Annotated in this window: 26 protein-coding genes and 1 pseudogene; 16 read left to right on the top strand and 11 right to left on the bottom strand. The window is 63.3% G+C overall.

The annotated features are described in order from the left end of the window. Window positions 1–9: 9 nt before the first annotated feature. Complete coding sequence (locus V6767_RS17850; protein ID WP_448474686.1) at window positions 10–1,035, bottom strand: ABC transporter permease; 1,026 nt, start codon at window positions 1,033–1,035, stop codon at window positions 10–12. Window positions 1,036–1,165: 130 nt separating this feature from the next. On the opposite strand from V6767_RS17850, the gene V6767_RS17845 reads away from it, so the two are divergent. The 6 genes from V6767_RS17845 (at window position 1,166) to V6767_RS17820 (ending at window position 6,908) form a co-directional block, all read left to right on the top strand. Next, window positions 1,166–2,068 (top strand): GntR family transcriptional regulator, encoded by a 903-nt coding sequence (locus V6767_RS17845; protein ID WP_448474685.1) that lies wholly within the window; start codon window positions 1,166–1,168, stop codon window positions 2,066–2,068. A gap of 219 nt (window positions 2,069–2,287) precedes the next feature. Continuing rightward, complete coding sequence (locus V6767_RS17840; RefSeq protein ID WP_448474684.1) at window positions 2,288–3,622, top strand: amidase; 1,335 nt, start codon at window positions 2,288–2,290, stop codon at window positions 3,620–3,622. A gap of 37 nt (window positions 3,623–3,659) precedes the next feature. Further along, complete coding sequence (locus V6767_RS17835; RefSeq protein WP_448474683.1) at window positions 3,660–4,439, top strand: transporter substrate-binding domain-containing protein; 780 nt, start codon at window positions 3,660–3,662, stop codon at window positions 4,437–4,439. Window positions 4,440–4,513: 74 nt separating this feature from the next. Next, window positions 4,514–5,236, top strand: a complete 723-nt coding sequence (locus V6767_RS17830) for an ABC transporter permease (RefSeq protein WP_448474682.1) — start codon at window positions 4,514–4,516, stop codon at window positions 5,234–5,236. Then, entirely contained in the window at window positions 5,233–5,919 is a 687-nt protein-coding gene (locus tag V6767_RS17825; protein ID WP_448474681.1) for an ABC transporter permease, read from the top strand. The genes V6767_RS17830 and V6767_RS17825 overlap by 4 nt, the downstream gene beginning before the upstream one ends. A gap of 23 nt (window positions 5,920–5,942) precedes the next feature. Then, complete coding sequence (locus V6767_RS17820; RefSeq protein ID WP_448474680.1) at window positions 5,943–6,908, top strand: LysR substrate-binding domain-containing protein; 966 nt, start codon at window positions 5,943–5,945, stop codon at window positions 6,906–6,908. A 9-nt stretch (window positions 6,909–6,917) separates the two neighbouring features. Here V6767_RS17820 and V6767_RS17815 read toward each other — a convergent pair whose 3' ends face one another. Then, complete coding sequence (locus V6767_RS17815; protein WP_448474679.1) at window positions 6,918–8,066, bottom strand: aminotransferase class V-fold PLP-dependent enzyme; 1,149 nt, start codon at window positions 8,064–8,066, stop codon at window positions 6,918–6,920. Between the two features lie 10 nt (window positions 8,067–8,076). Further along, a complete protein-coding gene (locus V6767_RS17810; RefSeq protein ID WP_448474678.1) occupies window positions 8,077–9,072 on the bottom strand; it encodes an ornithine cyclodeaminase family protein in 996 nt (331 codons plus the stop codon). A 250-nt stretch (window positions 9,073–9,322) separates the two neighbouring features. On the opposite strand from V6767_RS17810, the gene V6767_RS17805 reads away from it, so the two are divergent. Genes V6767_RS17805 through V6767_RS17790 form a run of 4 tightly spaced genes read left to right on the top strand, consistent with a single transcriptional unit; the run spans window position 9,323 to window position 12,507 of the window. After that, a complete protein-coding gene (locus V6767_RS17805) occupies window positions 9,323–9,667 on the top strand; it encodes a RidA family protein (protein WP_448474677.1) in 345 nt (114 codons plus the stop codon). Window positions 9,668–9,693: 26 nt separating this feature from the next. Then, a complete protein-coding gene (locus V6767_RS17800) occupies window positions 9,694–10,005 on the top strand; it encodes a (2Fe-2S)-binding protein (RefSeq protein WP_448474676.1) in 312 nt (103 codons plus the stop codon). Beyond that, window positions 10,002–11,411, top strand: a complete 1,410-nt coding sequence (locus V6767_RS17795; RefSeq protein ID WP_448474675.1) for an FAD-dependent oxidoreductase — start codon at window positions 10,002–10,004, stop codon at window positions 11,409–11,411. The genes V6767_RS17800 and V6767_RS17795 overlap by 4 nt, the downstream gene beginning before the upstream one ends. Next, window positions 11,401–12,507 (top strand): NAD(P)/FAD-dependent oxidoreductase, encoded by a 1,107-nt coding sequence (locus tag V6767_RS17790; RefSeq protein WP_448474674.1) that lies wholly within the window; start codon window positions 11,401–11,403, stop codon window positions 12,505–12,507. The genes V6767_RS17795 and V6767_RS17790 overlap by 11 nt, the downstream gene beginning before the upstream one ends. A 298-nt stretch (window positions 12,508–12,805) precedes the next feature. Here V6767_RS17790 and V6767_RS17785 read toward each other — a convergent pair whose 3' ends face one another. Next, on the bottom strand, window positions 12,806–13,765 hold the full coding sequence (locus V6767_RS17785) for a quinone oxidoreductase family protein (RefSeq protein ID WP_448474673.1): 960 nt from the start codon (window positions 13,763–13,765) through the stop codon (window positions 12,806–12,808). Between the two features lie 150 nt (window positions 13,766–13,915). After that, window positions 13,916–14,524, bottom strand: a complete 609-nt coding sequence (locus tag V6767_RS17780; RefSeq protein WP_448474672.1) for a TetR/AcrR family transcriptional regulator — start codon at window positions 14,522–14,524, stop codon at window positions 13,916–13,918. A 79-nt stretch (window positions 14,525–14,603) separates the two neighbouring features. Between V6767_RS17780 and V6767_RS17775 the strand changes: the two genes are divergently transcribed. The 3 genes from V6767_RS17775 (at window position 14,604) to V6767_RS17765 (ending at window position 16,870) form a co-directional block, all read left to right on the top strand. Then, window positions 14,604–15,680 carry an NAD(P)-dependent oxidoreductase gene (locus tag V6767_RS17775; protein ID WP_448474671.1) on the top strand — a complete coding sequence of 359 codons (1,077 nt, stop codon included), beginning with the start codon at window positions 14,604–14,606 and terminating at the stop codon, window positions 15,678–15,680. A 472-nt stretch (window positions 15,681–16,152) separates the two neighbouring features. After that, window positions 16,153–16,284 (top strand): hypothetical protein, encoded by a 132-nt coding sequence (locus V6767_RS17770; protein ID WP_448474670.1) that lies wholly within the window; start codon window positions 16,153–16,155, stop codon window positions 16,282–16,284. A gap of 52 nt (window positions 16,285–16,336) precedes the next feature. Continuing rightward, window positions 16,337–16,870 (top strand): Ig-like domain-containing protein, encoded by a 534-nt coding sequence (locus V6767_RS17765; protein ID WP_448474669.1) that lies wholly within the window; start codon window positions 16,337–16,339, stop codon window positions 16,868–16,870. 15 nt (window positions 16,871–16,885) lie between these two features. Here V6767_RS17765 and V6767_RS17760 read toward each other — a convergent pair. From V6767_RS17760 to dctP, 6 genes and pseudogenes are all read right to left on the bottom strand, one after another. Beyond that, window positions 16,886–17,068, bottom strand: a pseudogene (locus V6767_RS17760) (transposase); the annotation flags it as partial. A gap of 17 nt (window positions 17,069–17,085) precedes the next feature. Then, window positions 17,086–18,180, bottom strand: coding sequence for a TRAP transporter substrate-binding protein (locus V6767_RS17755; RefSeq protein WP_448474668.1), 1,095 nt, complete (start codon window positions 18,178–18,180; stop codon window positions 17,086–17,088). A 30-nt stretch (window positions 18,181–18,210) separates the two neighbouring features. After that, on the bottom strand, window positions 18,211–19,851 hold the full coding sequence (locus V6767_RS17750; RefSeq protein ID WP_448474667.1) for a thiamine pyrophosphate-binding protein: 1,641 nt from the start codon (window positions 19,849–19,851) through the stop codon (window positions 18,211–18,213). A gap of 17 nt (window positions 19,852–19,868) precedes the next feature. After that, window positions 19,869–21,092: a CoA transferase gene (locus V6767_RS17745; protein WP_448474666.1), complete on the bottom strand. Its 1,224-nt coding sequence runs from the start codon at window positions 21,090–21,092 to the stop codon at window positions 19,869–19,871. Further along, window positions 21,085–22,734 (bottom strand): GMC family oxidoreductase, encoded by a 1,650-nt coding sequence (locus V6767_RS17740; RefSeq protein ID WP_448474665.1) that lies wholly within the window; start codon window positions 22,732–22,734, stop codon window positions 21,085–21,087. Before V6767_RS17740 ends, V6767_RS17745 begins: the two co-directional genes overlap by 8 nt. Before the next feature lie 40 nt (window positions 22,735–22,774). After that, window positions 22,775–23,851, bottom strand: coding sequence for a TRAP transporter substrate-binding protein DctP (gene dctP, locus V6767_RS17735; RefSeq protein WP_448474664.1), 1,077 nt, complete (start codon window positions 23,849–23,851; stop codon window positions 22,775–22,777). Between the two features lie 190 nt (window positions 23,852–24,041). On the opposite strand from dctP, the gene V6767_RS17730 reads away from it, so the two are divergent. The 3 genes from V6767_RS17730 (at window position 24,042) to V6767_RS17720 (ending at window position 26,986) form a co-directional block, all read left to right on the top strand. Further along, complete coding sequence (locus tag V6767_RS17730) at window positions 24,042–25,121, top strand: TRAP transporter substrate-binding protein (RefSeq protein ID WP_448474663.1); 1,080 nt, start codon at window positions 24,042–24,044, stop codon at window positions 25,119–25,121. Between the two features lie 66 nt (window positions 25,122–25,187). Beyond that, window positions 25,188–25,697 carry a TRAP transporter small permease gene (locus V6767_RS17725; RefSeq protein ID WP_448474662.1) on the top strand — a complete coding sequence of 170 codons (510 nt, stop codon included), beginning with the start codon at window positions 25,188–25,190 and terminating at the stop codon, window positions 25,695–25,697. Then, window positions 25,694–26,986 carry a TRAP transporter large permease gene (locus tag V6767_RS17720; protein ID WP_448426442.1) on the top strand — a complete coding sequence of 431 codons (1,293 nt, stop codon included), beginning with the start codon at window positions 25,694–25,696 and terminating at the stop codon, window positions 26,984–26,986. The genes V6767_RS17725 and V6767_RS17720 overlap by 4 nt, the downstream gene beginning before the upstream one ends. Window positions 26,987–26,997 lie beyond the last annotated feature (11 nt).

Genomic DNA, 26,997 nt, shown 5'->3' with positions numbered 1-26,997 from the left:
TTTGACTGGTTATCGGCGGTTGCTGCGCAACTGGTCGATGAAGACGGCCAGAATGACGACAAAACCGATGATGATCTGCTGGATGAAGGCCGATACGCCGGACATGTTGAGCCCGTTGCGCAGCACGCCGATGATGAAGGCGCCGATCATGGTGCCCGAAATGCCGCCGACGCCGCCCATCAGCGAGGCCCCACCGATCACGGCGGAAGCGATGGCGTCGAGTTCGTACATAACGCCCTCGTTGGGCTGGGCGGTGACGAGGCGCGACATCAGGACGTTGCCGGCAAGTCCCGCGAGCGCGCCGGACAGGGCATAGGCGGCGATCTTGGTCGCATCGACATTGACGCCCGACAGCCTTGCCGCCTCCTCGTTGGAGCCGGTGGCATAGATATGACGACCGAGCGCGCGCCGGCGCAACAGATAGGCAGCGCCAATGGCAACGACCAGAAGCAGGATTGCCGGATAGGGAATCCCCGGAAACACGACCTTGGAAAGACCGTTCGGCAGCTTCTCCACATGGCGGAACAGCGCGCCGTTGCCGAGAACGCCGAAAGCCTCGCCAAGCTGGGAAATCGGCGCAGCACCCGTCAGCTGCAGGGCCGTTCCGCGGGCGATCATCATCATGCCGAGCGTGGCGACGAAGGGCGTGATCCGCATCTTGGTGATGACGACGCCATTCACAAAACCGCAGAACGCGCCCACCAGCACCGCCGCCGACATGGCAACCGGCACCGGCATACCCGCCTTGACCATCAACCCCGCAGCCGTGCCGGACAGCGCCAGCACGGAACCGACGGAGAGATCGATGCCGCCGGTGATGATCACCATCGTCATGCCGATGCCGAGAAGACCGATCACGGATGTCTGCAACAGCACCGTCAGCCCGTTGTTGACGGACAGGAAGGCCGCATTGCCGAAGGCGAAAATCGCGATCAGCATCGCCAGCGTCATCAGGGCGGATAGCTGGTGAAACGTACCGGCGCTGATCCTGCCAATTCTTCCCAGGGGATGCGGCTCCTCCGCTGCCACCGACATAGGTTCCTCCGAATTCGGTGCAATATAATTAAGTACAAAACTATCCATGGAAACGCGGCTGTCAATTGTTTTTTATCATTGTCGACAAAACAATCCGCGTGCTAGGGCAGGAAACCGTGGAGAAACAGGCATGGCAAGAACCGACGAGCGTTTCCGGGAAGCCTATAACCAGCTTCTGGATTATTGCGCCGGCAGGCAGGCGGGCGATCAGCTGCCGGCCGAACTGGCACTGGCGCAACAGCTCGATGTCAGCCGCACGGTCGTGCGCTCCGCCCTCGAACGGCTCAACGCGGAAGGCCTCATCAGCTGGGAAGGCCGGTCGAAAACCCTGCTCCGGCTTCCCGAGGAGAAAGACAGGCTCGCGGTCCACTCCACCCAGCCGTCGGAGGATGAGCTGGAGCGCCAGTTTCTCGACTGGGTCCTGCGCTTCGACGTACCGCCCGGCACGGCATTGAACGTGACGGAGCTGTCGCGCAAGTTCGGCGTGCAGGCCTATGGGCTGCAGGAGTTTCTCGCCTCGCTGAGCCGCTTCGGGCTGGTGCGCAGGCGGCCGCGCGGGGGCTGGGAACTGCTCGGCTTTACCCGCGACTTCGCGATTGAACTCTCAGACTTCCGCACGATGATCGAACTCAATGCCGTCTCGCAACTGGTTGCTCTGCCGCCGGTTCACGGAATCTGGAGACAGCTTGAAACCCTGGAGTGCGCTCACCATCAGCTCGCATGCGATATCGAGGCGCGCTACCACGATTTTTCCCTGCTCGACGAACAGTTCCACACAGCGGTTGGAAGCGTGGTGAAGAACCGTTTCATCGCCGAGTTCCAGAAGGTGATCGCCCTCGTCTTCCACTACCATTATCAGTGGGACAAGAAGGACGAGCGCGAACGAAACGAGGCTGCGATCGCCGAGCACTTGCGGATCATCGCTGCGCTAAAGGGTCGCAACGAAGAGGCGGCGATCGCCGCGGCCCGCGACCACCTGAAGACTTCGAAGCAGACCCTCCTGTCCTCACTGCGCATTCACGCCCGGACGTGAGAGAAGCTGCCTTCCAGCACGATTTGTGCGTCGACACGCATCTCGGTTGGATTTGAACTATCCACCGTATCAGCCGGAAGAAGGCAAACGACCGATAGAATTTCCGCCAGGCAGTTTCATAACTATTGGTGATCAACCACGTTGTCTCCGGCATTATGATGCCGCGAAGGCAACTGGTAGCTTTTGTGTGTCGTTAATTCTCAAAAGAGCCGAACTGTCTTGACCGCCGACCCGCAGACGATTGCCGGAAGCCATGCGAACAACCTGGACACAGGTTCTCCGGTCGCGCGCGTTTCGGACTGTTTTGCGCGGATCACCGAGAGCAATGACGTCATACGCGCGATGATCTTCGTCGCTGCCGATGAGGCATTGCGGGAAGCCCATCGGCTGGAGGCGGAGCTTGCCGCGGGTCGTTCGCGCGGGCCGCTTCACGGGGTGCCGATCGCGGTCAAGGACGTCATCGATGTCAGCGGATGGCCGACGACCGGCGGCTCTCGCCTGTTCGAAGGCCGGATCGCGAGCGAGGATGCGCCCGTCGTAAGCGCGCTGCGCAAACAGGGCGCGATCATCATCGGCAAGACCAATCTGCACGAGTTGACCGCCGGCGGGCACGCCAATCCATGGTTCGGCACGGTCGTTAATCCGCTCGCGGAAGATCGGGGCACCGGTGGGACCAGCAGCGGCTCGGCGGCGGCCGTGGCGGCAGGTTTCTGCGAGGCGGCGCTGGGCACCGACACCGGCGGCTCGAACCGCTCGACGGCGGCGGCAACCGGGCTTTATGGCCTCAAGCCCACCAATGGAACCATTGACGCTGCCGGCATTCTACCGACCGCGCCGAGCTTCGATACCGTCGGCCCCATCGCGGAATCGCTTGAGCTGACGCGCCTTGTCCACTTCGCGATGACGGGGCGCACCGCGCCGGAACGTGAACGGGTCGCACCATCCGGGCTCACAATCGGCCTCTGTCCCGATTTTCATGCCGCGTCGCTGGATTCGACGGTGAAGGAGGCCCACGAGGCCTGGCTCCGCAACGCGCGCAACAAGGGTGCAAAGGTAACCACGCTGCGCTTCGCACCGGCGGCAAAGGTCGCGGATGCCGGGTTCACCATCCTCGCTTACGAATTTGCCGCTCGATACGGCGACATCATTGCCGCAAACCCCGAAAACGTCGGCGAGGCCGTCCATGCCTTTCTGGAAACGGGGCTGGCGATCGATGAGACTGCCTACCACGCCGCCCTCGCCTTCCGGGCGGAGACACAGGGCGCGTTTCTCAAGCTTCTGCGATCCGTCGATGTGCTGGCGGCGCCAGTGGCCCCCGGACTTGCGCCGCGCCTTGTCGATGAAACAACCATGGTTGGCAGCGATCATGTCACCTATGGCCCGGCGGGCGGCACGTTCCGCCGCTGGGCCAATTTTTTCGGGGTGCCGGCGCTTGCCATGCCGCTTCCGATCGCTGGCGACCTACCCGCCGCGATCCAGCTCTCCATGCCACCGCTTTCCGAGAACCGTCTTTTCGCGGTGGCCGAAGCCCTCGGTCCGAAGGAGACGGACTGACTTTCGTTCTTCACCATACCAAAAAAGGGGAATAAGCATGAAGATCGCATCACTCGCCATTATCGCCGCAAGCCTTGCCGCAGCGCCCATCGCTTCGGCAGCGGACGAGGTCATCCGCTTCGGCGTCGCCGCCGAGCCCTATCCGCCATTCTCGGTCAAGAATGCCGCCGGCGTATGGGAAGGCTGGGAGGTCGACCTGATGGATGCCGTCTGCGCGGAAATGAATGCGGAATGCGTGATCGTCGACGTTCCATGGGACGGCATCATTCCGGCGCTTCTGGAAAACAAGTTCGATGTCATCTGGAGCTCGATGTCGATCACAGACGAGCGCATGAAGGTCATCGACTTCACCGACAAATACTATTTCTCGCCGAATGTGCTGGTCGGCGCCAAGGCCGATCCGCGCGAATTCGACCTGGAGGATCCCGAAACGATGGAGGGCCTTGTACTCGGCGCACAGAGCTCGAGCACCCAGGCGTCCTATCTGCAGCAGGAGCTTGGCGGCATCGCCGACCTGAAGCTCTATCCGACGCTCGACGACGAGATCGCCGACCTGAAGGCTGGGCGTATCGACATGATGGCGGCCGGCGGCATCCAGATCCAGAGTTTCCTCGACACGCCCGACGGCGAGGCCTACGAGATCAAGGTCACGATGCCGCAGGTCCAGATGTTCGGCTATGGCGATGGCGGCGGGTTGCGCAAGGAAGATACCGCGCTGAAGGAACAGCTCAACGAAGCGATTGCCGCCGTGCGCGCCAGCGGCAAATATGGCGAGATCACCGAGCAGTATTTCGATATCGATATCTACGGCGAATGATCCTGTCGATGTTCCTTATTGATGGTGCCGGCGCCCGCGCCGGCATCGTTTTGTGCAAGCGGAATTGAAGCCCCATGGACTCCCATTCATCCTGGTTGGTGCTACTCAGCTTCGGCGATCGCGGCTGGAGCGACTCGCTGCTCTGGGGCGCGGGGCTCAGCCTGTCGCTTTCGGTGACGGCCTATCTGCTCGGTCTCGTCCTCGGCCTCATGGGCGCGGCGGCGAAGATCTCCGGCAACAGGATCGCCCGCGCGATCGCCAATTTCTACACCTCGGTGATCCGTTCGGTCCCGGAAATCCTGATCATCTTTCTGGTCTATTACACTGCCACCAACGCCCTGACATCGCTCTTGCAGATGACCGGCCTGGTGGCTGAGTTCCAGGTCAACGGCTTCGTGGCGGCAACCTTCTCGCTCGGCATCGTGCAGGGCGGCTACAGCACCGAGGTGCTGCGCGGCGCGCTGGTGTCGGTTGCCAAGGGCCAGTCCGAAGCCGGCTATGCGCTGGGGCTTACCCCTCGGCAGAACTTCCGCCTGATCGTGCTGCCGCAGGCAATTCCGCTGGCGCTGCCCGGTCTCGGCAATCTCTGGCTGATCGTGCTCAAGGAAACCTCGCTGGTGAGCCTCGTCGGCTTCACCGATCTGGTGTTGGCGGGCAAGATGGCGGCGGGGGCCACCCACCGCTATTTCCTGTTCTATTGCGCCGTCGCGGTGATCTTTCTGGTGATGTCCGGCGTCTCCACGCTGCTGTTGCATCTGCTGGAAGAACGCTACTCCAAGGCGTGGAGGCCGCGATGAGCGATTTTACCCTCTATCTGGTCCAGCAGCTCGCCATCGGCGTTCAGGCGACGATCGTGCTTTTCTTCACCGCCGCACTTGCCGGCAATGTGCTGGCACTGCCGGTGGCGCTTTTGAGGATGTCGAAGCACAAATGGCTGCGCTATCCGGCGATGGCCTTCATTCTCGCCTTTCGCGGCACGCCGCTGCTCGTCCAGCTCTATCTGGTCTATTTCGGCGTCGGCCAGATTCTTGCCGGCATACCGGCGCTCAGATACAGCCCTTTCTGGCCGCTGTTTCGCAGCGCCTACGGCTACGCCTTCTTCACGCTGTCCCTGAACACGGCCGCCTATTGCGGGGAGATCTGGCGCGGCGCGATCGAAGGCGTTCCCAAGGGGCAGGCCGAGGCCGGGCGCTCGCTCGGACTTTCCAGGGCGCGAATATTCCTGAGCATCCTGCTGCCGCAGGCGCTACGGCTTGCGCTTCCTTCCATCGGCGGCCAGAATATCCTGCTCTTGAAGGGCACGGCGCTTGCTTCCACCATCACCGTCTTCGAGCTGATGGGCGCGGCCAACATGGTGCGCTGGCAGACCTTCCGGGTCTATGAGCCGCTGTTTGCTGCGGCAATCGTCTATTTTGCGCTGGCCTGGGTGATCACCGCCGGTTTCAATTTCGCCGAAAGGCGACTAGCCTTGTCGCATTGAGCGGCGGATGAACGGAGGCCCGTTTGATACTGGATGAAGGCGAGTTCACGCCCCGTGAGATCGAGACATTCGCGGCCGTCATGCTGCATGGCACCACCACCAGGGCCGCCGATGCGCTCAACATCACCCAGCCGGCCGTCAGCAAGATATTGCTGCAGCTGACCGCCAAGACCGGCTTTCCGCTGTTTCGCAACCACCGCCAGCGTCTCGTCCCGACGCCGGAGGCGCATATGCTTTATGCTGAGGTCAAGCGCGTGTTTGAGTCCGTGCGCGGCATTTCGACCGCCGCGCGCGAAATCCGCGAACTGAGGAGCGGACGGCTGAATGTCGCGGCGTTGCCCGCCTTCGGCCTGACGCTGCTGCCCTCGATCGTCGCGAGCTTCACACGGGACTATCCGGATGTCTCGATCACGCTCGATATCCGCAGCTCCGCCACCATCGTCCAGCGCACCAGCCGCAACCAGCTTGACGTGGCGGTCGCGGCCGAAGTGGATGACGAAAGCCCCTCGGTCGTGCGCCGCTCGCTGGTCGCGACGCCGCCGGTCTGTATCATGCCGAAGGGGCATCCGCTTTCGCGCCTGTCGGCGGTCCAGGTCGACGATCTCGATGGTCAGGATTTCGTCTCCCTCGGCGTCGGCGACCGGATGCGCCGCCAGCTTGACGACCTCTGCAAGGAACGGGGCGTGACGCGCCGCACCAAGCTCGAGGCCACGCTTTCGGATACCTGCGTCAACCTCGTTGCCGAGGGCGTCGGCGTTGCCGTCATCGACCGGCTCTCGGCCTGGATGGCGCGGGACAAGGCGATCGAAATCCGCGATTTCCGCCCCCATCTCGACGTCAATCTCAGCGTCTACCGCCCATGGGGCACGATCGCCTCCTCCGTGGCCGACACCTTCATCGAGCACCTGATCCAGAAGACCCGGGAGACTATGAATGTGGTCGACCGCGAGATCGGTGAACTCAGCAACCCACCCGGCGATCAGGCGTGACGCATGCGCTCAGGCCGTCGCTGTCTTCAGCGCTGCAAACAAGGCCCGAACATCGTCTTCGTCGTTGTAGATATGCGGAGAGACCCGCATCTTCGTGCCGCGCACGGTGACGTGGACGCCCTTTTCCTTCAGCATGCCGGCGAGCCCGTCGCGATAGCGCTCGCCGAGCTCGATGACGGCGATGTGGCCGACGCGCATTTCGGGCTCCGGCCCGCCAAGCCCCATGGCTTCCGCCTCCGCCCAGATCAACCGGTTGAGGTGGAGAAGCCGCTCATGAACGGCCGCGCCGCCCAAGCTCTTCAGCAGTTCCATGGATTTAAGCGCGACCGGCAGCACGGCAAAGTCGGAGCGTTCGCCCATATCAAAACGGCGGGCGCCGGGGAGATAGCCGGGCATGGTTTCCAGGTAGAAATCCGGACGTTCGCCACCGGCGCGGTTCCAGGAATGGAACTCGATCGGCCGGCCCGTCTTCTGCCATTTCTCGGACGCATAAAGGAAACCCAATCGGTAAGGCCCGAGCAGGAATTTATAGGTGGCGAAGGACAGAAAATCCGGCTGGATACGCGCGACATCGAAGGGTACCGCCCCGACCCATTGGGTGCCGTCCATCACCAGCGCCGCGCCGACGTCGCGCGCAGCCTCGGCAACCGCCTCGATATCGACCGTCATGCCTTCGAACCAGTGCAGGAGCGTGCCCGCCACCACGGCGACCGGGGCATCGCTATGGCGAATGGCCGCGACGAGGGCTGCGCCCCATTCCTCTCCGTCGCGACGCGAAACCGTGACCACTTTCGCGCCGCGCGCCCGGGCCAGTTCGTACCAGGCATAGCGATGCGAGGTATGCTCGTTTTCCATCATGATGATCGCCGCGCCCTCGGGAACGGCGACATTGGCCGCTGCCACCGCGATGCCGTAACTGGTCGCCGGGATCACCGCGATATCATCCGCCGTCGCGCCGATGAAAGACGCAGCCAGCGCGCGGGCCGCCTCGACATCATCATAGTAGTTGCCGATCGTCATGTCCCAAGGCGCGGCCTTCACCCCCGTGCCCGCCCGACCGGCCTCCTCGGCGATGCGTGGGATCGGCGACATGTAGGCCGCATCGAGATAGCTGATGTGATCGGGGATCGAAAACAGGTGTTTCTGGCATTCGAGCATGATGTCCTCGCTAAAGTGTCACGGTCACGCCAAACCCGCGTTCCCTGGCTCTGAGATAGATGAAACGGGCAAGCTCGATATCCTGCGCCGGCACGCCGAGGGACCGGTAGAGCGTGATTTCGTCATCGCTCTCGCGTCCGGGAAGATCGCCCGCAAACACCGCGCCGATTTGGCCCCTTATATGGCCGCGCTCTATGAGGCCGGCCTCCAGCGGATCGATCAGGTCAGATGCAGAAGTGAGCGCCATTGGCATATAATCGACGAATACCTTCGCCCGCAGCACACAATCCGTATCGATCTCGCGAAGGCCGGCGACACTCGCACCCACCGCGTTCACATGCGCGCCCGGCGAAAGCCATGCGCCGTGCAGCACAGGTTCCGCCGACGATGTCACGGTGCAGACGATATCCGCTTCCGCCACTGCCGCGCGCGCCGTGTCAAACGCCGTTGCCGCAATGCCCTTGTCGCGCTGGCGGCGGGCGAAGGCTTCGGCCTTCCGCCGATCACGGCCCCAGACCCGGACATGATGAAGCGGGCGCACCAGCGCGATCATATCGACATGCCGGTCGGCCTGCTCGCCATAACCGAGAACCGCAAGTTCGCCCGCATCCCCCCGTGCAAGCGTTCGGGTGGCGGCGGCGCTCGCGGCAGGCGTCCTGAGCCCGGTAATCGCATGGGCATTGATCAGCGCCACCGGATGGCCGTGATCGCCGTCGAACAGCAATACGCCGCCCTGATGGGACGGCAGGCCGTGCCCGAAGTTTTCGGGATAGACCGTTTGCACCTTGGCGCCGGATTGCGGACCTTCGGCGGCGACCATTACGGAAAGGCAGGTGCCGGCCATGCCCGGCAGCGCCAGGGTGCGGCGGATATCCTGCGCGATGCTGCCGTCGGACGTCTTTCTCAGCGCGCTTGTCGCCAGCGCGATCGTCTCTTCGGGCGTGACCAGCGCTTCGGCGGTTACCCCGTCGATCACAAGCAATGGCGGCGCGTTCGTTGCGGCCATGGTCACCTCTCGAATATTCTCATTGCCCAAGAGATAGCATCGCCTTGCCTTGGCCGGCGGACAAACTTGATAACAAATTGCCATGACCTGACCGGCCGAACTTATAGCGCCGTCCGCGCCCCCTCCCTTCATAACTATTGATTATAAGCCCGAAGGTTGCGGTTGTTTGCGCCGCGTGCCCGGCTGTTCCAGAAAATAGCTCATAACGCGGCTTTCCGTTCGGAACGCACAGAAGTGAAATGAGGGGCGCATGCAAATCCAACGCTTTGATACAAACGCGCGGCTTTCGCGCGTCGTCGTTCATGGCGACACCGCCTATCTCTCCGGACTGACGGCGGATGACCGCAGCAAGGACACCGAAGGCCAGACGGCGGAAATCCTCGCCAAGGCCGACAGCTATCTCGAAACGCTCGGCGTTACCCGCAACGCGGTCCTCGCCGCCACGATCTGGCTCCGCGATATCGGCGATTTCGACCTGATGAACGCAGCATGGACGGCCTGGATCGACGCACCGCCGGCGCGCGCCACCGTCGAGGCCGTTCTCGGTCTGCCGGATATCCGCGTCGAAATCCAGTTCACGGTCGCGATCGCATGATGACGGGGCAGCGGGAAAGGAATGCTGTGTTCAGCAAGATCAATGTCGCCGATCGGCGCGCGACGGTAACCGTGGAAATCGACGGCCGGTCGGTGACCTGTCGCAAGGGCGATACCGTCGCCGCCGCAGTGATGCTCGCGGACGATGGCCCCTATCGGCGAAACCCGGTCTCGGGCGCGGCGCGCGAACCCTATTGCATGATGGGCATCTGCTTCGAATGCCTGATCGAGATCGATGGCGTGGCCAACCAGCAAGGCTGCCTGCGCACTGTCGAGCCCGGCATGCGCATCCGCCGCCAGCGCGACGTGCGGCCCCTGCGGGAAAGGGGCGAAGCATGACGCGTGATCTCTGCATCATCGGCGGCGGTCCCGCCGGCATGGCGGCCGCCAGCATGGCCGCCCGTCACGGACTGTCCGTCACCCTGATCGATGAGCGCCCGAGCGCGGGCGGCCAGATCTACCGGGGGCTTGAGGATGGCCCGCTGAAGGGTGGGCTGGGACCCGACTATGCGGCTGGCTCCAGCCTGATCGACCGCTTCCGCAAGGCGGATGTCGATGCCCATTTCGGCGCCACTCTGTGGCGGGTGGATCACGGCGACAATGGCGGCTTCGCAAGCTTCATCAGCGGCGGCGTCTCGCGTCGCGTTACCTACAAAAACCTGATCCTCGCGACCGGCGCGATGGAACGTCCCGTCGCCTTTGAAGGCTGGACCCTGCCGGGCGTGATGGGCGTCGGCGCGGCGCAGCTTCTGCTGAAATCCTCGGCCATCGCGCCCAACGGTAAAATCGTGCTTGCCGGCAACGGCCCGCTGCTGCTTCTGTTCGCAAACCAGTTGCTCGATCTCGGCGTGAAGATTTCCGCGATCCTCGATACGGCGCCCAGGAAAAACCCGGCGGCCGTTGCCGCTCAGCATCTGCCGGCGCTGTTTGCCAACCGCGCAAAGCTCGCCAAAGGCCTCGCCATGCAACGCGCCATCCGGGCGGCCGGCATAAAAGTTTACCGCGATGTCTCGGCGCTGCGCGCGCTCGGTAAGGAGCGGGTCGAGGCGGTGGCCTTCGCCGCGAACGGCAACAGCCATGATTTACCTGTCGACACGTTGCTGACCCATGAAGGGGTCATACCCAATACCCAGCTTTCACGCGCGTTGAACTGCGCACACGTCTGGGACGCCGGGCAGAACTGTCTGCGTCCGGACGTCGATCGCTTCGGCGAAACCAGCCTTGCCGGCGTCTTTGTCGTCGGCGATGGCGCGACCATCAACGGCGCGATCGCCGCGCCCGCCTCCGTCGAAATCGCCGTCGGCCGGATCCTGGAACGGGCCGGCATGCTCGATGACGCCGGCCGCGCCACCATCACTGCGGCACATCCCGTGATGAAACGCGAGCGTGCCTTCCGACCTTTCCTTGATACGCTCTATCCGCCGCGCATTGCTGCTGCCCCGCTTTCGGACGCGACGCTTGTGTGCCGCTGCGAGGCCGTGAGCGCCGGGACCATGCGGCAGGCGGTGCGCGATGGCGCTGCCGGCCCTGCCCAGGCCAAGGCCTTTACCCGCGCCGGCATGGGGCCATGCCAGGGCCGCGTCTGCGGGTCGATCGTCACCGGCCTGATCGCGCAGGAACGCCACACTTCCCCTGCCGATGTGGGCGCCTATCACGTGCGCTTCCCGCTGAAGCCGGTAACGATCGGCGAGATGGCAAAAAGCCGCGACAAAGACAATCAGGACGAGGCCCATCATGCAGCTTGAAACGGACGTCGCGGTGATCGGCGGCGGGCTGGTCGGCATCGCGCTCGGCTACGGCCTCTCTCTGCGCGGCGTCGACAATGTCGTGCTGGACGAGGGCGACGATGCGATCCGCGCCAGTCGCGGCAATTTCGGCCTCGTCTGGGTGCAGGCCAAGGGGTTGGGCCTTCCGGCCTACAGCAACTGGGCAATGCATGCGGTCTCGCGCTGGCCGGCGCTTTCCGACCAGCTTCTGGCGGAAACCGGCATCGATGTCGAACTGGTGCAGAATGGCGGGCTGTACCTCTGCCGCACGCCCGAGGAGCTTGCAGCGCGCGCGGCCAATCTGGCGACCATCCAGTCGCGCCATGAAGGTGGTTACGACTACGATATTGTCGACAATGCCGGGCTGCGACGGTTGGTCCCCGAGATCGGCCCGGATGTGCCGGGCGCCAGCTATTCGCGCTATGACGGTCAGGCCAATCCGTTGCGGCTGCTCCAGGCATTCCACCGCGCCTATCAGAAGCGCGGCGGCCGTGCGCTCGCCAACAGCGGCGTGCTCGACATCACCCGGCGGGGCGAAAAATTCGTGCTGAAAACCGCGCGCGGCGAGGTTGTCGCCGGGCGCATTGCGCTGGCCGCCGGCCTCGGCAATGCCGATCTCGGCGACATGCTGGGCGTCAATATCCCGCTCGAGCCCGTGCGCGGCCAGGTGCTGGTCACCGAGCGGGTGCCGATGAAGCTCGACTATGCGATCGAGCAGGTCCGGGGCACTGGCGACGGCACGCTGATGATCGGCGGAAGCTGGGAGGAAGAGGCAGGGTACGACCTCGGCACCACCTTCGACGTCACCACGAGGATCGCCGCCGATTCGATGTTCTTCTTCCCATTCCTCGAAAATGTCCGGATCGTGCGAAGCTGGTCGGCGCTGCGCATCATCACGCCCGACGCGGCGCCCGCCTACGAGGAAGTCGTCCCCGGCGCCTTCCTGATCACCTGCCACAGCGGCGTATCGCTTGCCGCGCTCCACGCCTATGAAAGCGCCGGCTGGCTCGCGGAAGGCGCAATTCCTGAAGCAATGGCGCCGTTTTCACTGGCGCGCTTTTCAGACCGGCGATAGGCGAAGCCGGGCGCCGTTCCGGGCAGAACCCAAACCAAAGCGTGAGAGCGAAGATGTTTGTCGAAGAGCCGAGCAAAGTGGCGGAACCACCTGGGACATTCTGCATAACGGCGCCCTGAAGGTACCCGTTGCACGTCATCGCCGTTCACCTTCTCGGATCAAAGCTGAAACCAGTCTCGATTGGTTCAATGGACGCGTCAGTCGATGTCCTGATCCGCTGCTGCGGAATTGCGAAACGCTCTGCAAAAAACGTCGCCTCCCGGGCCCACGCCCGGGCGGCGGCTTCGAAACCGGCGGGTTAAGGGGTAAGCATGACCCGGCCCAGAATGGAATTTTCCTCGGCATAGGCATGCGCCGCCGCGGCCTCTCTTAGCGCAAACCGCCGGTCGATGGGCACTTCCAACTCGCCGGAAGCGGCCCGTTGCAACATGGCGTCGACTGTCCGGTGGACTTCGGGTTTTTCGAACTGGCTGCCCATGAACACGCCCATAAGCGTCTGATTGGCCTGCAGGGCGGGCCAGAGGTCGAGCTCGAGCGCCGCGCGCCCGGCATTGCCGACGAACACCAGACGGCCCTCGGGCCGCAATGCGGCAAGCGATCCCGCGAGCGTGGAGCCGACGGGATCGACGACCAGATCCACGCCGCGGCCGTCGGTCAGCCGCATGACGGCGGCGGTCACATCCTCGGTGCGGTGGTCGACCGCCGCGTCCAGCCCATAGGCCCGCAGTCGCGCCGCGCGATCCGCGCCCGATACGGTCGCCAGCACCTTCGCGCCGGCGCGATGGGCCAGCTGGATTGCCGCGACCCCGACGCTGCCCGCTCCGCCCTGCACGAGAACGGTCTCGCCCTCGGCCAGCTTTCCCCGTGCGAAAAGGCTGTGATGGGCGGTTCCGAAGGAGATGGGAAGCGCCGCCGCAGCCGCCATGTCCAGACCGTCCGGCACCACCCATGTCCGCGAGGCCTTCACGGCGCGCAATTCGGCATGGGAGCCGCCCATGTCGAACGACGTCACCTTCTGCCCGACAAAGCGATCGCGAACCTTCGCGCCAACCGCGACGATCTCGCCCGCGGCGGCATAGCCCGGAACGTGGCCTGCTGCCTCAGGCGCGGCCGTCGCCCGATTGATGAGATCGCCGCCTTCGATCGAGATCGCCTCCACCTTCAGGAGTACGCCATCCTCGGGACAGGCCGGCGCTTCGACGTCCGCGTAGCGCAGGACCTCCGGCCCGCCCGGAACATCGTAATATGCAGCCTTCATGATCTTTCCTTCCATCGGTCTTCTTCATCGAGCGGTCAGATGACGATGCCAGAAGCACCGTTCTTGACCGCAAGGTTATGGTGAGGGGGTTCCGTCCGACGCCGCCGTTCATGCTCGACACAGCGAGCGGCGCTCTGAACCTGTTAAACCCTAGATGCAACGTGCGATCATTGTTGAGAACGCTCCAGTAGCATCAGCCTTGCTGAGCCTTCCACGGAGGACGGCCGTCGAGAGCGCCTCGCCCGCGCCGATGAGCCCGATGCACCGCCGTTCGAGTTCCGAGGGGTCCAGATTGCTTTGTGCTGCGAGAACGGCGACGAACATATCGACGGCCTGGTCCAGAAGCTCCTGCAACACATCAGCCTTTTCATCGCTGCCCGCAAGCGCGGCGCCAACCGCATGGAAATCGCCAGAAGTGTCGGTGGCGCAGCCAATATAGGCGGTGGCAAGCTCTTCAACCGCGTCCGCAGTGGCGGGGTTCCGGCTGACAAGGCCATTGCGGAACGTCTCCATCCGCTCCGTGTCGATCCACCTGTAGAGCGCGATCAGCAGGCCGGATCGATCGCCGAAGTGATCGTAGGCAACCGGCTTCGACACGCCGGCACGTTCGGCAAGGTGGCCGAGACTGAGCCGGTCCGTGCCTTCCTCCCTGATAATCGCCCGGGCCGTGGTCAACAGCTGGTGGCGGCGCTCCGCCTTGGAAAGCCTCGCGGACACGTTTCGCCCGTCAGTTTTCTGCCTGATCTGCCTGTCCGTCATACGCCCCTCTTGAAACCTACTAAAAGTAGGTTACGTATACCCTACGAATAGTAGGTAATGCAACAAGGAGGTCAGGACAATGGCGATCAACCCAATTCTTCTGGTGGGAGGCTCTGGTATCGTCGGGCAGCACGCCGCCCGGTATCTGAGAGACCAGCACCCGGATGCGCCACTGCTGATCGGTGGGCGCGATCTCGGCAAGGCGCAGCGCGTCGCCGACGAAATCGGAAATGCGGAAGGCATCGCCGTCGATTTGTCAGCCGACGATCTTGGCCTAGGCGATCGCCCGGTTGGCGCCGTCGCGGTCCTGTTCACCGACCAGCGGATCGCGGGCCTTCGTTTTGCGCAGGATCGGGGCGTGCCTTACGTGAATATCTCCCCGGGCATAATCGAGCTGGGCCCTGAGGTTGCAGCTTACATCCACCGCCCTGATGCCGCAGCGGTCGTCCTCGGGACGGAATGGCTGGTCGGCGCAACCAGCGTGCCGGCACTGGCGGCCGCGAAATCCTTCGGGCATGTCGAAAATATCCGCATCGGCGCCCTGCTTGACGAGGAAGATGCGTTCGGTCCGGCCGCCGAGGCGGACCTTGAGCGCCAGACCCAGGTGATGGCGGCGGCTCTGGAGCGTCGCGAGGGGGGCTTTGCCTGGCGGACCGGTGACGCCACGGCCGCGCGGTTCCGGGCCGTGGACGGGACGGAGATGGAGGCATCCGCCCTTTCGCCGAACGATCTCCTCGGACTGTCCATGGAGACGGGCGCGCCGAATGTCCGGTTTGACCTGGCGATCGGCGTCAGTTCCAGCCGTCGTGCGGGTAATTCGCTCTCTGCCGAGATCCTGATCGAACTTTCCGGCACGGACCCGGAGGGACAGCCCCTGGCCATTCGATTTGCCGTTGTGCACCCCGGTGGACAGATGCCGCTGACCGGTCTGGGAGTGGCGATGGTTCTTGAAAACCTGACCGGGCTGGGCGGACAGGCGCCGACACAGCCGGGCCTTTATTTTCCCTACCAGCTCCTGGACGCAGGTGCCTACTTCGTGCGTCTTCGGCAAATCGGCGGGTCAATCATCGATCTCGGGTCTGACGGGCCGAACAACAAAGGGGTTTCAATGGAGCGTATCTCCGCTGATCCGTCTGGACCCTTCACTTCGTTATAAAGCGCTTTCGGCATAGTTTCCGCAACCCGGCGGGAACGAGAACAAGCACAAGCCATATGGCACGCGCCCGCTTCGGCAGATGGTTTGGAACGAAAGTTCAGGTCATGGCACCAACCGCATGTTTCTGCTGCGGCCTTGCCGGTGACATGCGTGCAGTGGCGGTGTTTTACCCTTCCGGCAGAGCTGGAGCACGCGGCAGTTTGACATTATCCGCATCGGGAATAGGTGGCACTGTGACGATGTGCGCAGCATCGGTGGGTATTATTCACCTCCTTCCACGGGATGGGGGCCGCCGAAAAAATCCTGCTTACACCGATCAGTCGGATAGGGAGAATTGCGTTTTAATATTCTTGAGGCGGCTTTCTGTATATCCAGACTGGTTTTGTCACCTCGAATGCCTTTTAGAGTATCCGTTTTCTCCAATCTTCGCGGCACGGTCCCTGCGGGTAAGGGCGTCTCGATAGAAGCATGGATGACCGATACGCCGGGCGAGGTGCTGGGTGACAAGGCATTGGATATGATGCTCGACGACAGCACGGTCGTGCAGGCCGGTATGAGCATGGACATCTTCTCCGAAATGTTCGCAGCAAGTTTTCTGTCCTAGGAAAACAGGGAGCTGATTACCGCATGGCTGAAGGACGCAAAGGCGGCCTATGTTGCCCAGGGCAATACGGACGCCTCGCCTCAAGGGCACGCCGGGCTCCAACGTCCATTACACCCTACCCGATGGCACGGAAGGCGACGTCACGCTCGACGAGGACGGCAAGGCCGATGTCGAGGTCGGCGATCCCCAGCCGGAAGGCGGTATCCACGCCTATGCCGAAAACCCGGACACCGGCGAGAAGAGCGACGAAGTCGTTGTCAACTATAATCCGAGCTCCGACAGTCAGAGTAACAGCTCGTCCGACACCACGCCGCCGGATGCGCCGCTGATCGGCGCGATCAAGGATGACGACGGCAATGCCATTACCGGCGATACCAATGACACCAAGCCGAAGATCAAGGGCACCGGCGAGCCGGGTTCGCTGATCACCCTCTATGACGAAAAAGACAATGTCGTGGGTCAGGGCACGGTCGGGTCGAATGGCCACTATTCGATCGAGCTGACCGCGGCGCTGGCCGAGGGCACGCACAACCTGACGGCGACGGCCACCGACGCCTCGGGCAATGAAAGCGCCGAAGTCGCTTGATTTCCTCGGATCGGGCGCTGGCTTGGGCGTCGAACCGGCAAACTTCTTCTTCCATGCATAGAGCGAATGCCGGCTTACGCCGAGCCGTTGAGAGACTTCCGACACCGGATAGCCTCGTTCTGACGCACGCACCGCGTCGTATAACTGACGTGATGACGGGCGCCTGAGGGGAAAGCAAGCTCGGTCAGCCTCGCGCAAGCTGACCGAGCGGCTTTTTAGTGGAACAGTCCGTCGATGGGGTTTTCATTGTCGTAGGCGATGACCTCTTCGCTGGTCATCCCTTCGAACTTTTCCTTGCCTTCCTTGAGGGCGGCAATGACTTCCTCGGCGGAGGGATCGGAGAGGGATGCATTCGCGGCGATGAAATCGTCATACATCGAGGCCAGCAGTTCATCCATTTTGGCCATGTCGGCCTCGCTCGGCTGCGTGATGACGATGCCCTCTTCCTGCATTTTCGCCAGGCCCGCCTCGTTCAGATCATGATACATCGTCGCCATGTTGATAGCCGCGTTCCGTCCGGCCTCCGCCACCACGGCCTTGAGATCATCGGGAAGCGCGTCGTACATCTGCTGGCGCATGGCTGTCGGGACGAAGACCCGTGCGATGCCTGTGCGATAGACATGGGTTCCGATGTCATCAAGATTATAGGCGACCATGTCGCCGGAGGACAGGAAGATGCCGTCGACGACCCCCTGCTGGAACGCCGAGTAGGCATCGGCGATCGTGATGTTGACGGGGACGGCCCCCAGCTTCTCGGCCACCTTGGTCAGCGTGCCGCCGGCGGCGCGCAGCTTCAGGCCCTTGAGATCGTCAAGAGAATTGACCGGCGTCTTGGTCATGATGTCATAGCTGCCATTGACCCCCGCAAACGCCAGATAAACGCCCATCCGCTCGTATTCGTCGCGGTAGTAATCCGGGTAGAGCTCGCTGACCAGCCGGACCGCGGCATAGTCGTCATCCGGTAGCGCGTGCGGCAACTCGTTGGCATGGATCAGGTTGAAGCTCGACGCCGTATAGACCGGATAGGCGGCGGTGATGTCGGTAATGCCGGACACCAGCGCCTTGAACCCGTCGCCGACCGAATGCAGCACCGAGTTCGGGTAGCGCTCGACCTTGATCCGGTTGTCGCTGAGCGTTTCCAGATCCTCGGCATAGACCTCGTAGACCTGCTGCCAGGATGCCGAGGTTTCCGGCTGGTTGTAGGACAGTTTCAGGGTCACCTCCTGCGCCAGCGCGCCGGCGGTCAGTGCCATTCCTGTCAACAGTCCGGCAGCGATCGTGATGCCGGTTCTTGAAAGTCTGATCTTCATGCTGGGTCTCCTCCCTTAACAAGCTTTCAATCAGGTTGAGTAGCGGGTGAATGCCACCGTGGTGGCGCGGGCCTTCCAGTCGGTCAGCACGTTGACGACGGCCGGACGGCCTTCCGCCACGGCGGCGCGGGCGCGTTCGAGCGCCGGCCGGATATCGTCCGGCGTCTCGACATATTCGCCGTGGCATCCAAGCGCCTCGGCCATCTTGTCGTAGCGGGTGTAGCCAAGGTCCCGGCCCGGTTTCTCGCGCTCGGGATCGCCGGTCCAGCCGCCATTGAGGCTGATCACCACCAGAACCGGCAGCTTGTGACGGACGGCCGTGTCCAGCTCCATCGCGTTGAAGCCGAAGGACCCGTCGCCGTGCAGCACGATGACTTCGCTGTCCGGCATGGCCGCCTTGGCGCCAACCCCGAACGGCAGGCCGACGCCCATGGTGCCATAGGTGCCCGAATTCATCCGGTGCGCGGGCTTGAACGTCGGAATCGACTGGCGGCCGTAATTGAGGATTTCCTGACCGTCGACGCAGAGGATGGTGTCGTGGGTCATGAAATCGCGGACTTCGCGGCAGAGGCGAAGCGGATGAATCGGAATGCCGTTATTGGCGAGCGCCGCCTCGGACTTGGCCGTCTTCTCGGCGTTGACCTCGGCAAGATGCGTGCGCCAGGCAGCGAACCGGTCGCTCATGCCCTCAATGCGCGGGGCGAGCTGTTCCAGGGCGGTCCTGAGATCGGCGATCGCGCCAACCGAGAGCCCGCGGCTCATCGCAATCTCTTCGCCGTCGATATCGATGCGGACGACCTTGACGTCCTTGTGGAACCGCGGCGCCGCCACATGGCCGGACACATAATTCATGCGGGTGCCGAGCACGAGCACCAGATCCGCCTCGCGAAAGGCGGTGGCGCGGGCGGCGAGGTGGCACATCGGGTGGTCGTCGGGAACGATGCCGCGACCCTGCGGCGTGGTGAAGAAGGGAATGCCTCCGGTTTCGACGAAGGATGTCAGAACCTCGCCGGCGCCGGACCAGAGCGCGCCGCCGCCGGTGAGAATGATCGGACGCTCGGCCGCGCCGATCAGATCGACAATGCGCTCGACATCCGCCTTTGACAGCGCGGGGCGGGGCCGCTCGGTCGGGTTGTCCCTGGGCCATATAACCTGGTCGGGCTCGACATCCTTGGACAGCATGTCGGCGGGCAGATCGAGATAGACCGGTCCCGGCTTGCCGCTGGTTGCGATCTGCAGCGCGCGGGCGATGAGTTCGGGAACACGGTGCGGCTCGGTGACGCGCTCGGCCCATTTGACGCAGGGGCGCATCATATCGAGCTGGTCGACATCTTCCTGGAATACGCCGTGGCCGGATTGATCGCGCGGGGCGGAGCCGCCGAGCAGCAGAACCGGAACGCAGTCGGCCTTGGCATGGGCGGCGCCGGTGGTGAGGTTGGTCGTGCCCGGCCCGGACGCGGTCATGCAGGCGGCCACCTTGCCGGTCAGCCGGCAATAGGCCTGCCCCATCATCACCGCCGCCTGTTCGTGACGCACGTCAATGCCGCGAAGGCCGCGGCGCAGCGCGTCTGCCTCGGCCTGCAGCATCGGGGCACCCATGATATAGAAAAAGGTATCGATGCCGAAGCGTTCCAGCGCTTCCGCAACCAATAGTCCGCCGTTGGTCGTCATTGTCTTGTCCATTCGTTTCAGATGATGCCCTGGCTGCGCAGATCGGCGATGTCGCTCTCGCCCAGCCCCAGAATTTGCGAGAGCGCCTCGCTGGTGTAATTGCCGAGCTTCGGCGCGGGCGTGGATACGTTCGCAGACGACGACATCAGGACCGGCCAGCCGGGAATCGTGACCCGGCCCCGCGTCTCGTGCTCGAAGCTGACGAACACGCCGCGATCATGCATCGACTGGTCCTGTTCCAGCTCCTCGGTGTCCAGCACCGCTCCCGCGGGTACGCCGGCGCCGGCCAGGATGCGCATCGCCTCGTGCTTGTCGTAGTCCTTGATCCAGTTGCGCACGAGCTCGTCCACCGCCTCGTGATTGTCGGCGCGGGCCTGGGGTGATGCAAAACGAGGATCTTCCGCCAGATCGGTCCGGCCGATCACCCGCAAAAGCGCTTCCCATTGCAAATTGTTCGCGCGGTTCGAATAGACATAGCAATAGTCGTTCGGCCCGCCGCCCTTGCAGGGATAGGCGTCGCTGGGAGCGGTGGTTCCGAGCAGCATCTGGTTGCCGGCGCGCAGCGGTGCCTTGCCGTCACGCGCCTGGGCGGCGAAGGCGACGCGGCAGAAATTGACCATGGCATCCTGCATGGCGACGGAAACGAGCTGCCCCTTGCCCGTCCTCTGGCGCTGCAACAGCGCCGCGAGGATACCGATGGTCAGGTGCAGCCCGGCGCCGGTATCGCCCATGGTCGGACCCGGCTTGATCGGCCGTCCGTCGCGATCGCCGGTGATCGCCATGATGCCGCCGGTGGCCTGGGCGATCATGTCGAAGGCTTTGTAGCTCTCATAGGGGCTGCCGCTGGCAAATCCCTTGATGCGGCCGTAGACGATGCGCGGGTTCATCTCATGCACGGCCTCCCAGCCGAAGCCGAGCTTTTCCATGAAACCGGGCGTGAAGTTTTCGATCATCACGTCACACTTGCCGATCAGGTCGCGCAGGAGCTCCTTGCCCCGTTCGGACTTGAGGTTGATGGTGACGCTTTTCTTGTTGGCGTTGAGAACGAGGAAATAGTAGGAATCCATGCCGGGCTTGTCCGCCGAGGCGTAACGGCCCTGCTCGCCGCCCTTCGGATTTTCGATCTTGAGAATCTCGGCGCCCATCCATCCCATGGCCTGGGTCACCGATGTCCCGGCCTCGAACTGGGTAAGATCCAGCACCCGAATTCCCCTGAGCGCCTGATCTGCGACGTCATCCATTTGAAACCTCTTTTTCTATTGCGACTGTGTCTGATGAAGGGGCGCCGGCGTCGCGATCGGCGAGGATCATCTCGGCGGCCTTTTCGGCAATCGCGACAACCGGCGCATGGGTGTTCGAAGACGGGACGGTCGGCATGACCGATGCATCCACGACCCTCAGCCCCGCCACGCCGTTCACGCGGAGCCTCGGGTTGACAACCGCATGCTGGTCGCGGCCCATGCGGCAACTGCCGACCGGGTGGAAGACGGTGGCGCCCGTCCGCTTCATGTAGTCGACCAGTCCCGCGTCATCGGTGCAGTCCGCGCCGGGACGCACTTCGGTGGCGTTCGCGCCGAAGGCGCTCTCCAGCAGGCGACGGTTCCATCGCATCCCCGCAAGCAGCCGTGCGGTATCGTCCGGGTCGGTCATGAAACCGAGATGGAACTGCGGCGGGATATCGGGATCGGCGCAGACGGTCGTGAGCCGGCCGCGGCTTTTCGGCCGCATCAGCCAGGTGCTGCAGGTGATCCCGGCAAATCTGTCAAGCCGCCCGCCGCCCTCGGGCGAATAGCTCGCCGGCGTGAAGACGAATTGCAGATCGGGTTCGGCTTCCGCCGGCGTGCTCTTGACGAAGCCGGTCCCGTTGGCGGCCGAATAGGTGAGAATCCCCCGCCCCGTAAGAAGATATCTGAGCGCATGCGCGGCGACGCGCGGAAACCGGGCCTCGCGGTTCAGGCTGGCCCCCTTCTCGATCCGGGCGATGACCCGGACATTGTAGTGATCATGCAGGTTCGCCCCCACATCGCGCCGGTCGACGCGCGGCGCGATCCCCGCGCTCGCAAGCGCGTCTGCGGGCCCGATGCCGGACCTGTGCAGTAGGTGCGGGGAATTGATCGCGCCGGCCGAAAGGATCACCTCGCGCAGGGCGCGCACCGTTTCCAGCGTGCCGTCCGCCTTGCGGAGCTCGACGCCGCTGACCCGCAGGCCCTCGAACAGAAGCCGCGTGACAAGGACCTGTTTCTGCAGCCGGACGTTTGCGCGTTTGCGCGCGCGGTGCAGATAACCCGTCGCCGCGGTTTCGCGGAACCGTCCGCGTCTCGTCTGCTGGATCCGCGCCAAACCGCTGCCAGGCGTTGCGTTGTAGTCTTCGATGAAGGGGAGTTGAAGATTCCGGCCTGCCTCGAAGAACCGGGCTGTGAGGCTGTGCACCTCGGAGGTCTCGACCGTGATCGGACCATCCGTGCCCCGGCTTGGATCGCCGCCGGAAAAGGCTTCGGACATGCGGAAATACGGCAGCATCGCCGCGTATGACCAGTCCGGCCCCGCAATCTCGGCCCACCTGTCATAGTCCGAAGGCAGGCCGCGCGATTGCCAGAGACCGTTGATGGTGCCGGATCCGCCCAGGATCTTGCCGCGCGGATAGGGCAGCCTGCGCCCGTCCAGCCCCGGCTCCGGCGCCGTCTGATAGCCCCAGTCGACGCTCGGGTCGCGCAGGAGGTAGTAGAAGCCGGCCGGTATCCTTGACATTGCCCGGCGATCCGTTCCGCCGGCCTCGAGCACGAGGACGGTCGATTTTGAATCCGCCGACAACCGGTCGGCCAGGACGCATCCTGCCGCACCCGCGCCGATGATGATATAGTCCGGCTCCAATTCGACCTCCACGGTTTTCGGTTCTCTGACTGGTTTGACGATGCCGCGGCCTCTAGTGACCGGGCAGCAGGCCCTTGACCGGCTCGGCCTCGTCGAGCGCGATGATTTCCTCGGGCGTCATCGCGGCGTATTTGTCCGAAAGCGTGCGGATTTGATCGACAAGCGCCTGCGCCCGCTCAGGATCGGCGCTGTTGGCGACGAAATCGTCCCAGATCGGCGCGAGGCGGCTTTCGATCTCGGCCATGTCCTCCGGCGAGGGTTCGACCGTCGTCACGCCCGCCTCGTCCATCACGGCAAGCGCGTCCCTGGTCAGATTGTCGTAGTGGATCGCGTTGTTCATCGCCGCCTCGCGCCCGGCGACCGCAAGCACGTCCTTCAGATCGTCGGGCAGCGGATCATAGAAATCCGGGTTCATCGCATTCGGAATCCAAATCAGCGCGCCGTTGAGCCGGTAGTTGTATTTGGCGACTTCGTAGAGACGATAATCGGCCATGGCCGCGGTGCTGAGGATCACCCCATCGACGACGCCCTGCTGGAATGCCGCATAGGTGTCGCCGATCGAGATGTTGACGGGCACCGCGCCCAGAAGCTCGAGGATGGTGCTGATCAGCCCGCCGGCGGAGCGAATCTTGAGCCCCTTGAGATCCTCAACCGAGTTAACCGGCGTCTTGGTGATGATGTCGTAGGGCGACGTGACGCTGGTAAAGGCAAGATAGGTGCCCAGCCGCTCGAACTCGTCGCGGAAATATTCGGGATACAGTTCGTTGATCACCCGTGTCGCGACGTAGACATTCGGATAGGCCAGCGGAAGCTCGGTCGCCTTCACGAGGTCGAAGCTCGAGGACATGTAAACGGGGAAAGCAGGCGTGACGTCCGTGATATCCCCGGCGATCGCCTTGAAACCGTCGGGCGCGCTGTGCAGCGTGCCGTCCGGAAAAGTCTCGATCGCGATGCGGCCATCGCTGAGCTCGGCGATCCGCTCCGCATAGGGGACGTAGACTTCCGTCCATGCCTTTGAATTGCTGGGCTTATAGGTGGACAGACGCAGGGTGTAATCCTCCTGCGCAGCCGCCTCTCCAACGGCCAGCGCGGCGATCAGCGCTATGGCGCCACTCCTCAACAAACACATCATGATCTCCTTCCAGGTCATGTGATGCACAGGCAGAGTAAAACAAACATTCGTTCGTTTTGCAACTCCCGATCGGGGCTGTATCGGCGGGCCGACAAAAAATATCATATTTACAAACGGTCGTTTGTATGAGACGCTCGGCATTCCTTGGAGGATCGGCTTCAACGGGAACGGAGCAAGGGAGGAAAGAATGTTTATCAAGAAAATCGCAGCCGGGGCCGCGCTCGCACTTGCGCTGTCCGCCGGACCAAGCCTCGCGCAGGAGTTCGAGGTAAAGGTTTCCTATAACCAGCCCGAGACGTCGCCGGCCTGGCAGGAGGTCTTTCAGGCTTATGCCGACGAGCTCGAAGCGCTCAGCAATGGTCGCATCGAAGCCGAAACCTATCCGGGCGGCGTGCTGCACCCGGTCGGCGACGGTTTCAAGGCGCTGGTCAGCGGCGTCACGGACGCGACGGCGGCCTACCCGATCTACATGGCGTCGAGCTTCAACCTGATCCATGCAAACGAACTGCCGCATGCCCTGCCCGACAGCGACATTGCCGCGACCCGCGTCGTCAACGAGATGTACCCGGACTACTACATGGACGAGTATGAGAGGGTTGGCGTCTATCTCGGCTTCTATGCGGTGACGCCATCCTACGACATCCTGTCGCGCAAGCCGATCACGAGCGTCGAGGACCTGAAGGGCATGAAGATCCGCGCCGCCGGCGGCACCATGTCCGAGATCGTCGAGCGTCTGGGCGCGGTGCCCGTCACCATGACCATCACCGACACCTACTCCGCCTTCCAGCAAGGCGTTCTGGATGCCGTCCTGCTCAGCACCGCGGATCTCGGGGCCTATAATCTGGACGAGATCGGCAAGTACAATTACCGCGTCGGCATTGGCCGCGTCGCCATCCCGACCGGGTTCAACAAGGCGCTCTACGATTCCATGCCGGAAGATCTGCAGCAGGTGGTCGCCGAAGCCGGCCGCCATGCGGCGATGAACTACGCCAAGATGTATACCAAGCTGACCAATGATGCGCTGGCCGGCATGGAGGCGGAGGGCGTCGAGATCATCGAGCCATCGGAAGCGGATCTCGCGAAGATCGACGAGCTCCTGGCCCCGATGTACGACGCCTTCATCGAGAAGAACGCCGCGATGAAGGATCCGACGGCCGAGGAAACCCTGGCCCAGCTTGAGCAGCTCACGGAAAAATACAGCGCCATGAGCGACGAGGACATCCTTGTCCTCGATGAGGAGCAGCCGGTCACCGGCGCCTTCCACTGACAGGAGAACGGGTGGGGTCGGCCAATCGCCGGCCCTGCCCGCGTCACTCATACCCCGGACGACATCATGGTACGTTATCTGCTCGTAAGAGCCTCTTCACTGATGTTCGGCGTCGCAGCCTATGTCTGCTACCCCGCGATCCTCGTCATCATCTCGATCGACGTCGTGCGCCGCTACGTTTTCAATTCTCCATGGACATGGTCGCAGGAATTCGCCTCGCTGATGCTGTTCCTCGCGCTTGCGCTGTCCGCGCCCGCAGCCTGGCTCGCCGGGGTTCACATCCGGGCGGAGTTTGTCCGGGCCAACGTGTCGCCCAAAGCGAAATCGCGCATCGAGCGCGTGGTCTGGCTGCTGTTGGTTCTTGCGAGCGCGGCGCTGGCCTACCAGTGCTGGAAAGACGGCAGGATGATGATCCTCTTCAACGAAAATTCGCCTGAGCTGGACCTTCCGCATGTCTGGTTCCGCTTCGCGCTCGGCCTGTCCGCCATCATGACCGGCCTTGTCGGGCTCTGGGGCCTCGTCACGGGCCATGTGGCCGATGCGGACAGTTCCGAGCACGAGGAGATAATCGAATGATCCCGGTGATCCTCAGCTTCGGAGTCCTGCTTGCGCTGATCGCGCTGGGTATCCCGATCGGGCTGGCCATGATCAGCATCGGCCTCGCCGGCCTCTATTTCGTGGGAACGCTGAACAGCGCCCTTGCCCAGATGACGCTGGTCTACTGGTCGGAGGGCACCAGCTTTCTGCTGCTGTCGCTGCCCTTCTACATCCTGATGGGCAATCTCATCCATCACACCGGCATCGCGCGCAGCCTGTATCGCAGCGCGTCGCTCTGGCTGAACTGGCTGCCCGGCGGCCTTGCCATTGCGTCGGTTTTCGCCTGCGCGGGCTTCGGCGCCGTCAGCGGCTCCAGCGCCGCCACTGCCAGGACCATGGGCGGCATCGTCATTCCTGAGATGAAGCGCTACGGCTATGGCATGCGTCTGGGCACCGGCGTGATGTCGGCTTCGGGCACGCTCGGTATCCTCATTCCGCCCAGCATCATCATGGTGTTCTACGGCCTGATGACCGAAACCTCGATCGGCGATCTGTTTGTCGCGGGCATCGTGCCCGGCATCTGCATCTCGATCATTTTCGCGCTGATCGTCCTGGTCACCGCGGCCATCCGGCCGAAAGAGGTCGGCCAGAAGATCGACCCGGCAAGCTTCACCAGGCGCGACATGCTGATATCGCTTTTCGAGGTCCTGCCGGTTCTGGGCATTTTTGCGGTCATCCTCGGCGGTCTCTACCTCGGGGTCTTCACGCCGACCGAGGCCTCGGCCATCGGCGTGGTGGCCGTGCTGCTGTACGGAGCGATTTCGCGCAAGCTGAGCATGGCTGCCGTCCGCAACGCGCTGACGGACAGCGCCCTGACGACCGCGATGCTGTTTCTGATCATCGTGGGCGGATATCTGTTCACCCGGTTTCTCGCGCAGACCGGGTTGATGGGCGCCATCCTCGGTTTCATGAACAGCCTCGACCTGAATTATTGGGAATTCATCATCGCGGTGACGATCCTGTACCTCGTGCTCGGCTGCATTCTCGACCTGTTCGGCATGCTGATCCTGACGGTCCCGATCCTGTTTCCCTTTGCCATGTCGCTTGGCATCGATCCGGTCTGGTTCGGCATCTACATCGTGATCGTCGCCGAGGTGGCGCTGGTGACGCCGCCGATCGGGGTGAATGTCTACATCATCAACGCGGTGGCCAAGGACGTGCCGCTCGGCACGATCTTCCGGGGCTGCATCCCCTTCGTTGCGGGCATGCTATTATTCGTCGCCGCCCTGGCGGTCTGGCCCCAGATCGCGCTGTTCGCAATCCGATAGGAGGAACCCGT

The organism is Martelella sp. FLE1502, assembly GCF_053484255.1.
This window is presented reverse-complemented; position numbering and strand designations above follow the sequence as displayed.

Coding starts and splice junctions, on each gene's coding strand:
- V6767_RS17850 (WP_448474686.1), bottom strand. CDS start 1,035: ATGTCGGTGGCAGCGGAGGAGCCGCATCCCCTGGGAAGAATTGGCAGG.
- V6767_RS17845 (WP_448474685.1), top strand. CDS start 1,166: ATGGCAAGAACCGACGAGCGTTTCCGGGAAGCCTATAACCAGCTTCTG.
- V6767_RS17835 (WP_448474683.1), top strand. CDS start 3,660: ATGAAGATCGCATCACTCGCCATTATCGCCGCAAGCCTTGCCGCAGCG.
- V6767_RS17830 (WP_448474682.1), top strand. CDS start 4,514: ATGGACTCCCATTCATCCTGGTTGGTGCTACTCAGCTTCGGCGATCGC.
- V6767_RS17825 (WP_448474681.1), top strand. CDS start 5,233: ATGAGCGATTTTACCCTCTATCTGGTCCAGCAGCTCGCCATCGGCGTT.
- V6767_RS17815 (WP_448474679.1), bottom strand. CDS start 8,066: ATGCTCGAATGCCAGAAACACCTGTTTTCGATCCCCGATCACATCAGC.
- V6767_RS17810 (WP_448474678.1), bottom strand. CDS start 9,072: ATGGCCGCAACGAACGCGCCGCCATTGCTTGTGATCGACGGGGTAACC.
- V6767_RS17805 (WP_448474677.1), top strand. CDS start 9,323: ATGCAAATCCAACGCTTTGATACAAACGCGCGGCTTTCGCGCGTCGTC.
- V6767_RS17795 (WP_448474675.1), top strand. CDS start 10,002: ATGACGCGTGATCTCTGCATCATCGGCGGCGGTCCCGCCGGCATGGCG.
- V6767_RS17790 (WP_448474674.1), top strand. CDS start 11,401: ATGCAGCTTGAAACGGACGTCGCGGTGATCGGCGGCGGGCTGGTCGGC.
- V6767_RS17785 (WP_448474673.1), bottom strand. CDS start 13,765: ATGAAGGCTGCATATTACGATGTTCCGGGCGGGCCGGAGGTCCTGCGC.
- V6767_RS17780 (WP_448474672.1), bottom strand. CDS start 14,524: ATGACGGACAGGCAGATCAGGCAGAAAACTGACGGGCGAAACGTGTCC.
- V6767_RS17775 (WP_448474671.1), top strand. CDS start 14,604: ATGGCGATCAACCCAATTCTTCTGGTGGGAGGCTCTGGTATCGTCGGG.
- V6767_RS17770 (WP_448474670.1), top strand. CDS start 16,153: ATGACCGATACGCCGGGCGAGGTGCTGGGTGACAAGGCATTGGATATG.
- V6767_RS17755 (WP_448474668.1), bottom strand. CDS start 18,180: ATGAAGATCAGACTTTCAAGAACCGGCATCACGATCGCTGCCGGACTG.
- V6767_RS17750 (WP_448474667.1), bottom strand. CDS start 19,851: ATGACGACCAACGGCGGACTATTGGTTGCGGAAGCGCTGGAACGCTTC.
- V6767_RS17745 (WP_448474666.1), bottom strand. CDS start 21,092: ATGGATGACGTCGCAGATCAGGCGCTCAGGGGAATTCGGGTGCTGGAT.
- dctP (WP_448474664.1), bottom strand. CDS start 23,851: ATGTGTTTGTTGAGGAGTGGCGCCATAGCGCTGATCGCCGCGCTGGCC.
- V6767_RS17730 (WP_448474663.1), top strand. CDS start 24,042: ATGTTTATCAAGAAAATCGCAGCCGGGGCCGCGCTCGCACTTGCGCTG.
- V6767_RS17725 (WP_448474662.1), top strand. CDS start 25,188: ATGGTACGTTATCTGCTCGTAAGAGCCTCTTCACTGATGTTCGGCGTC.
- V6767_RS17720 (WP_448426442.1), top strand. CDS start 25,694: ATGATCCCGGTGATCCTCAGCTTCGGAGTCCTGCTTGCGCTGATCGCG.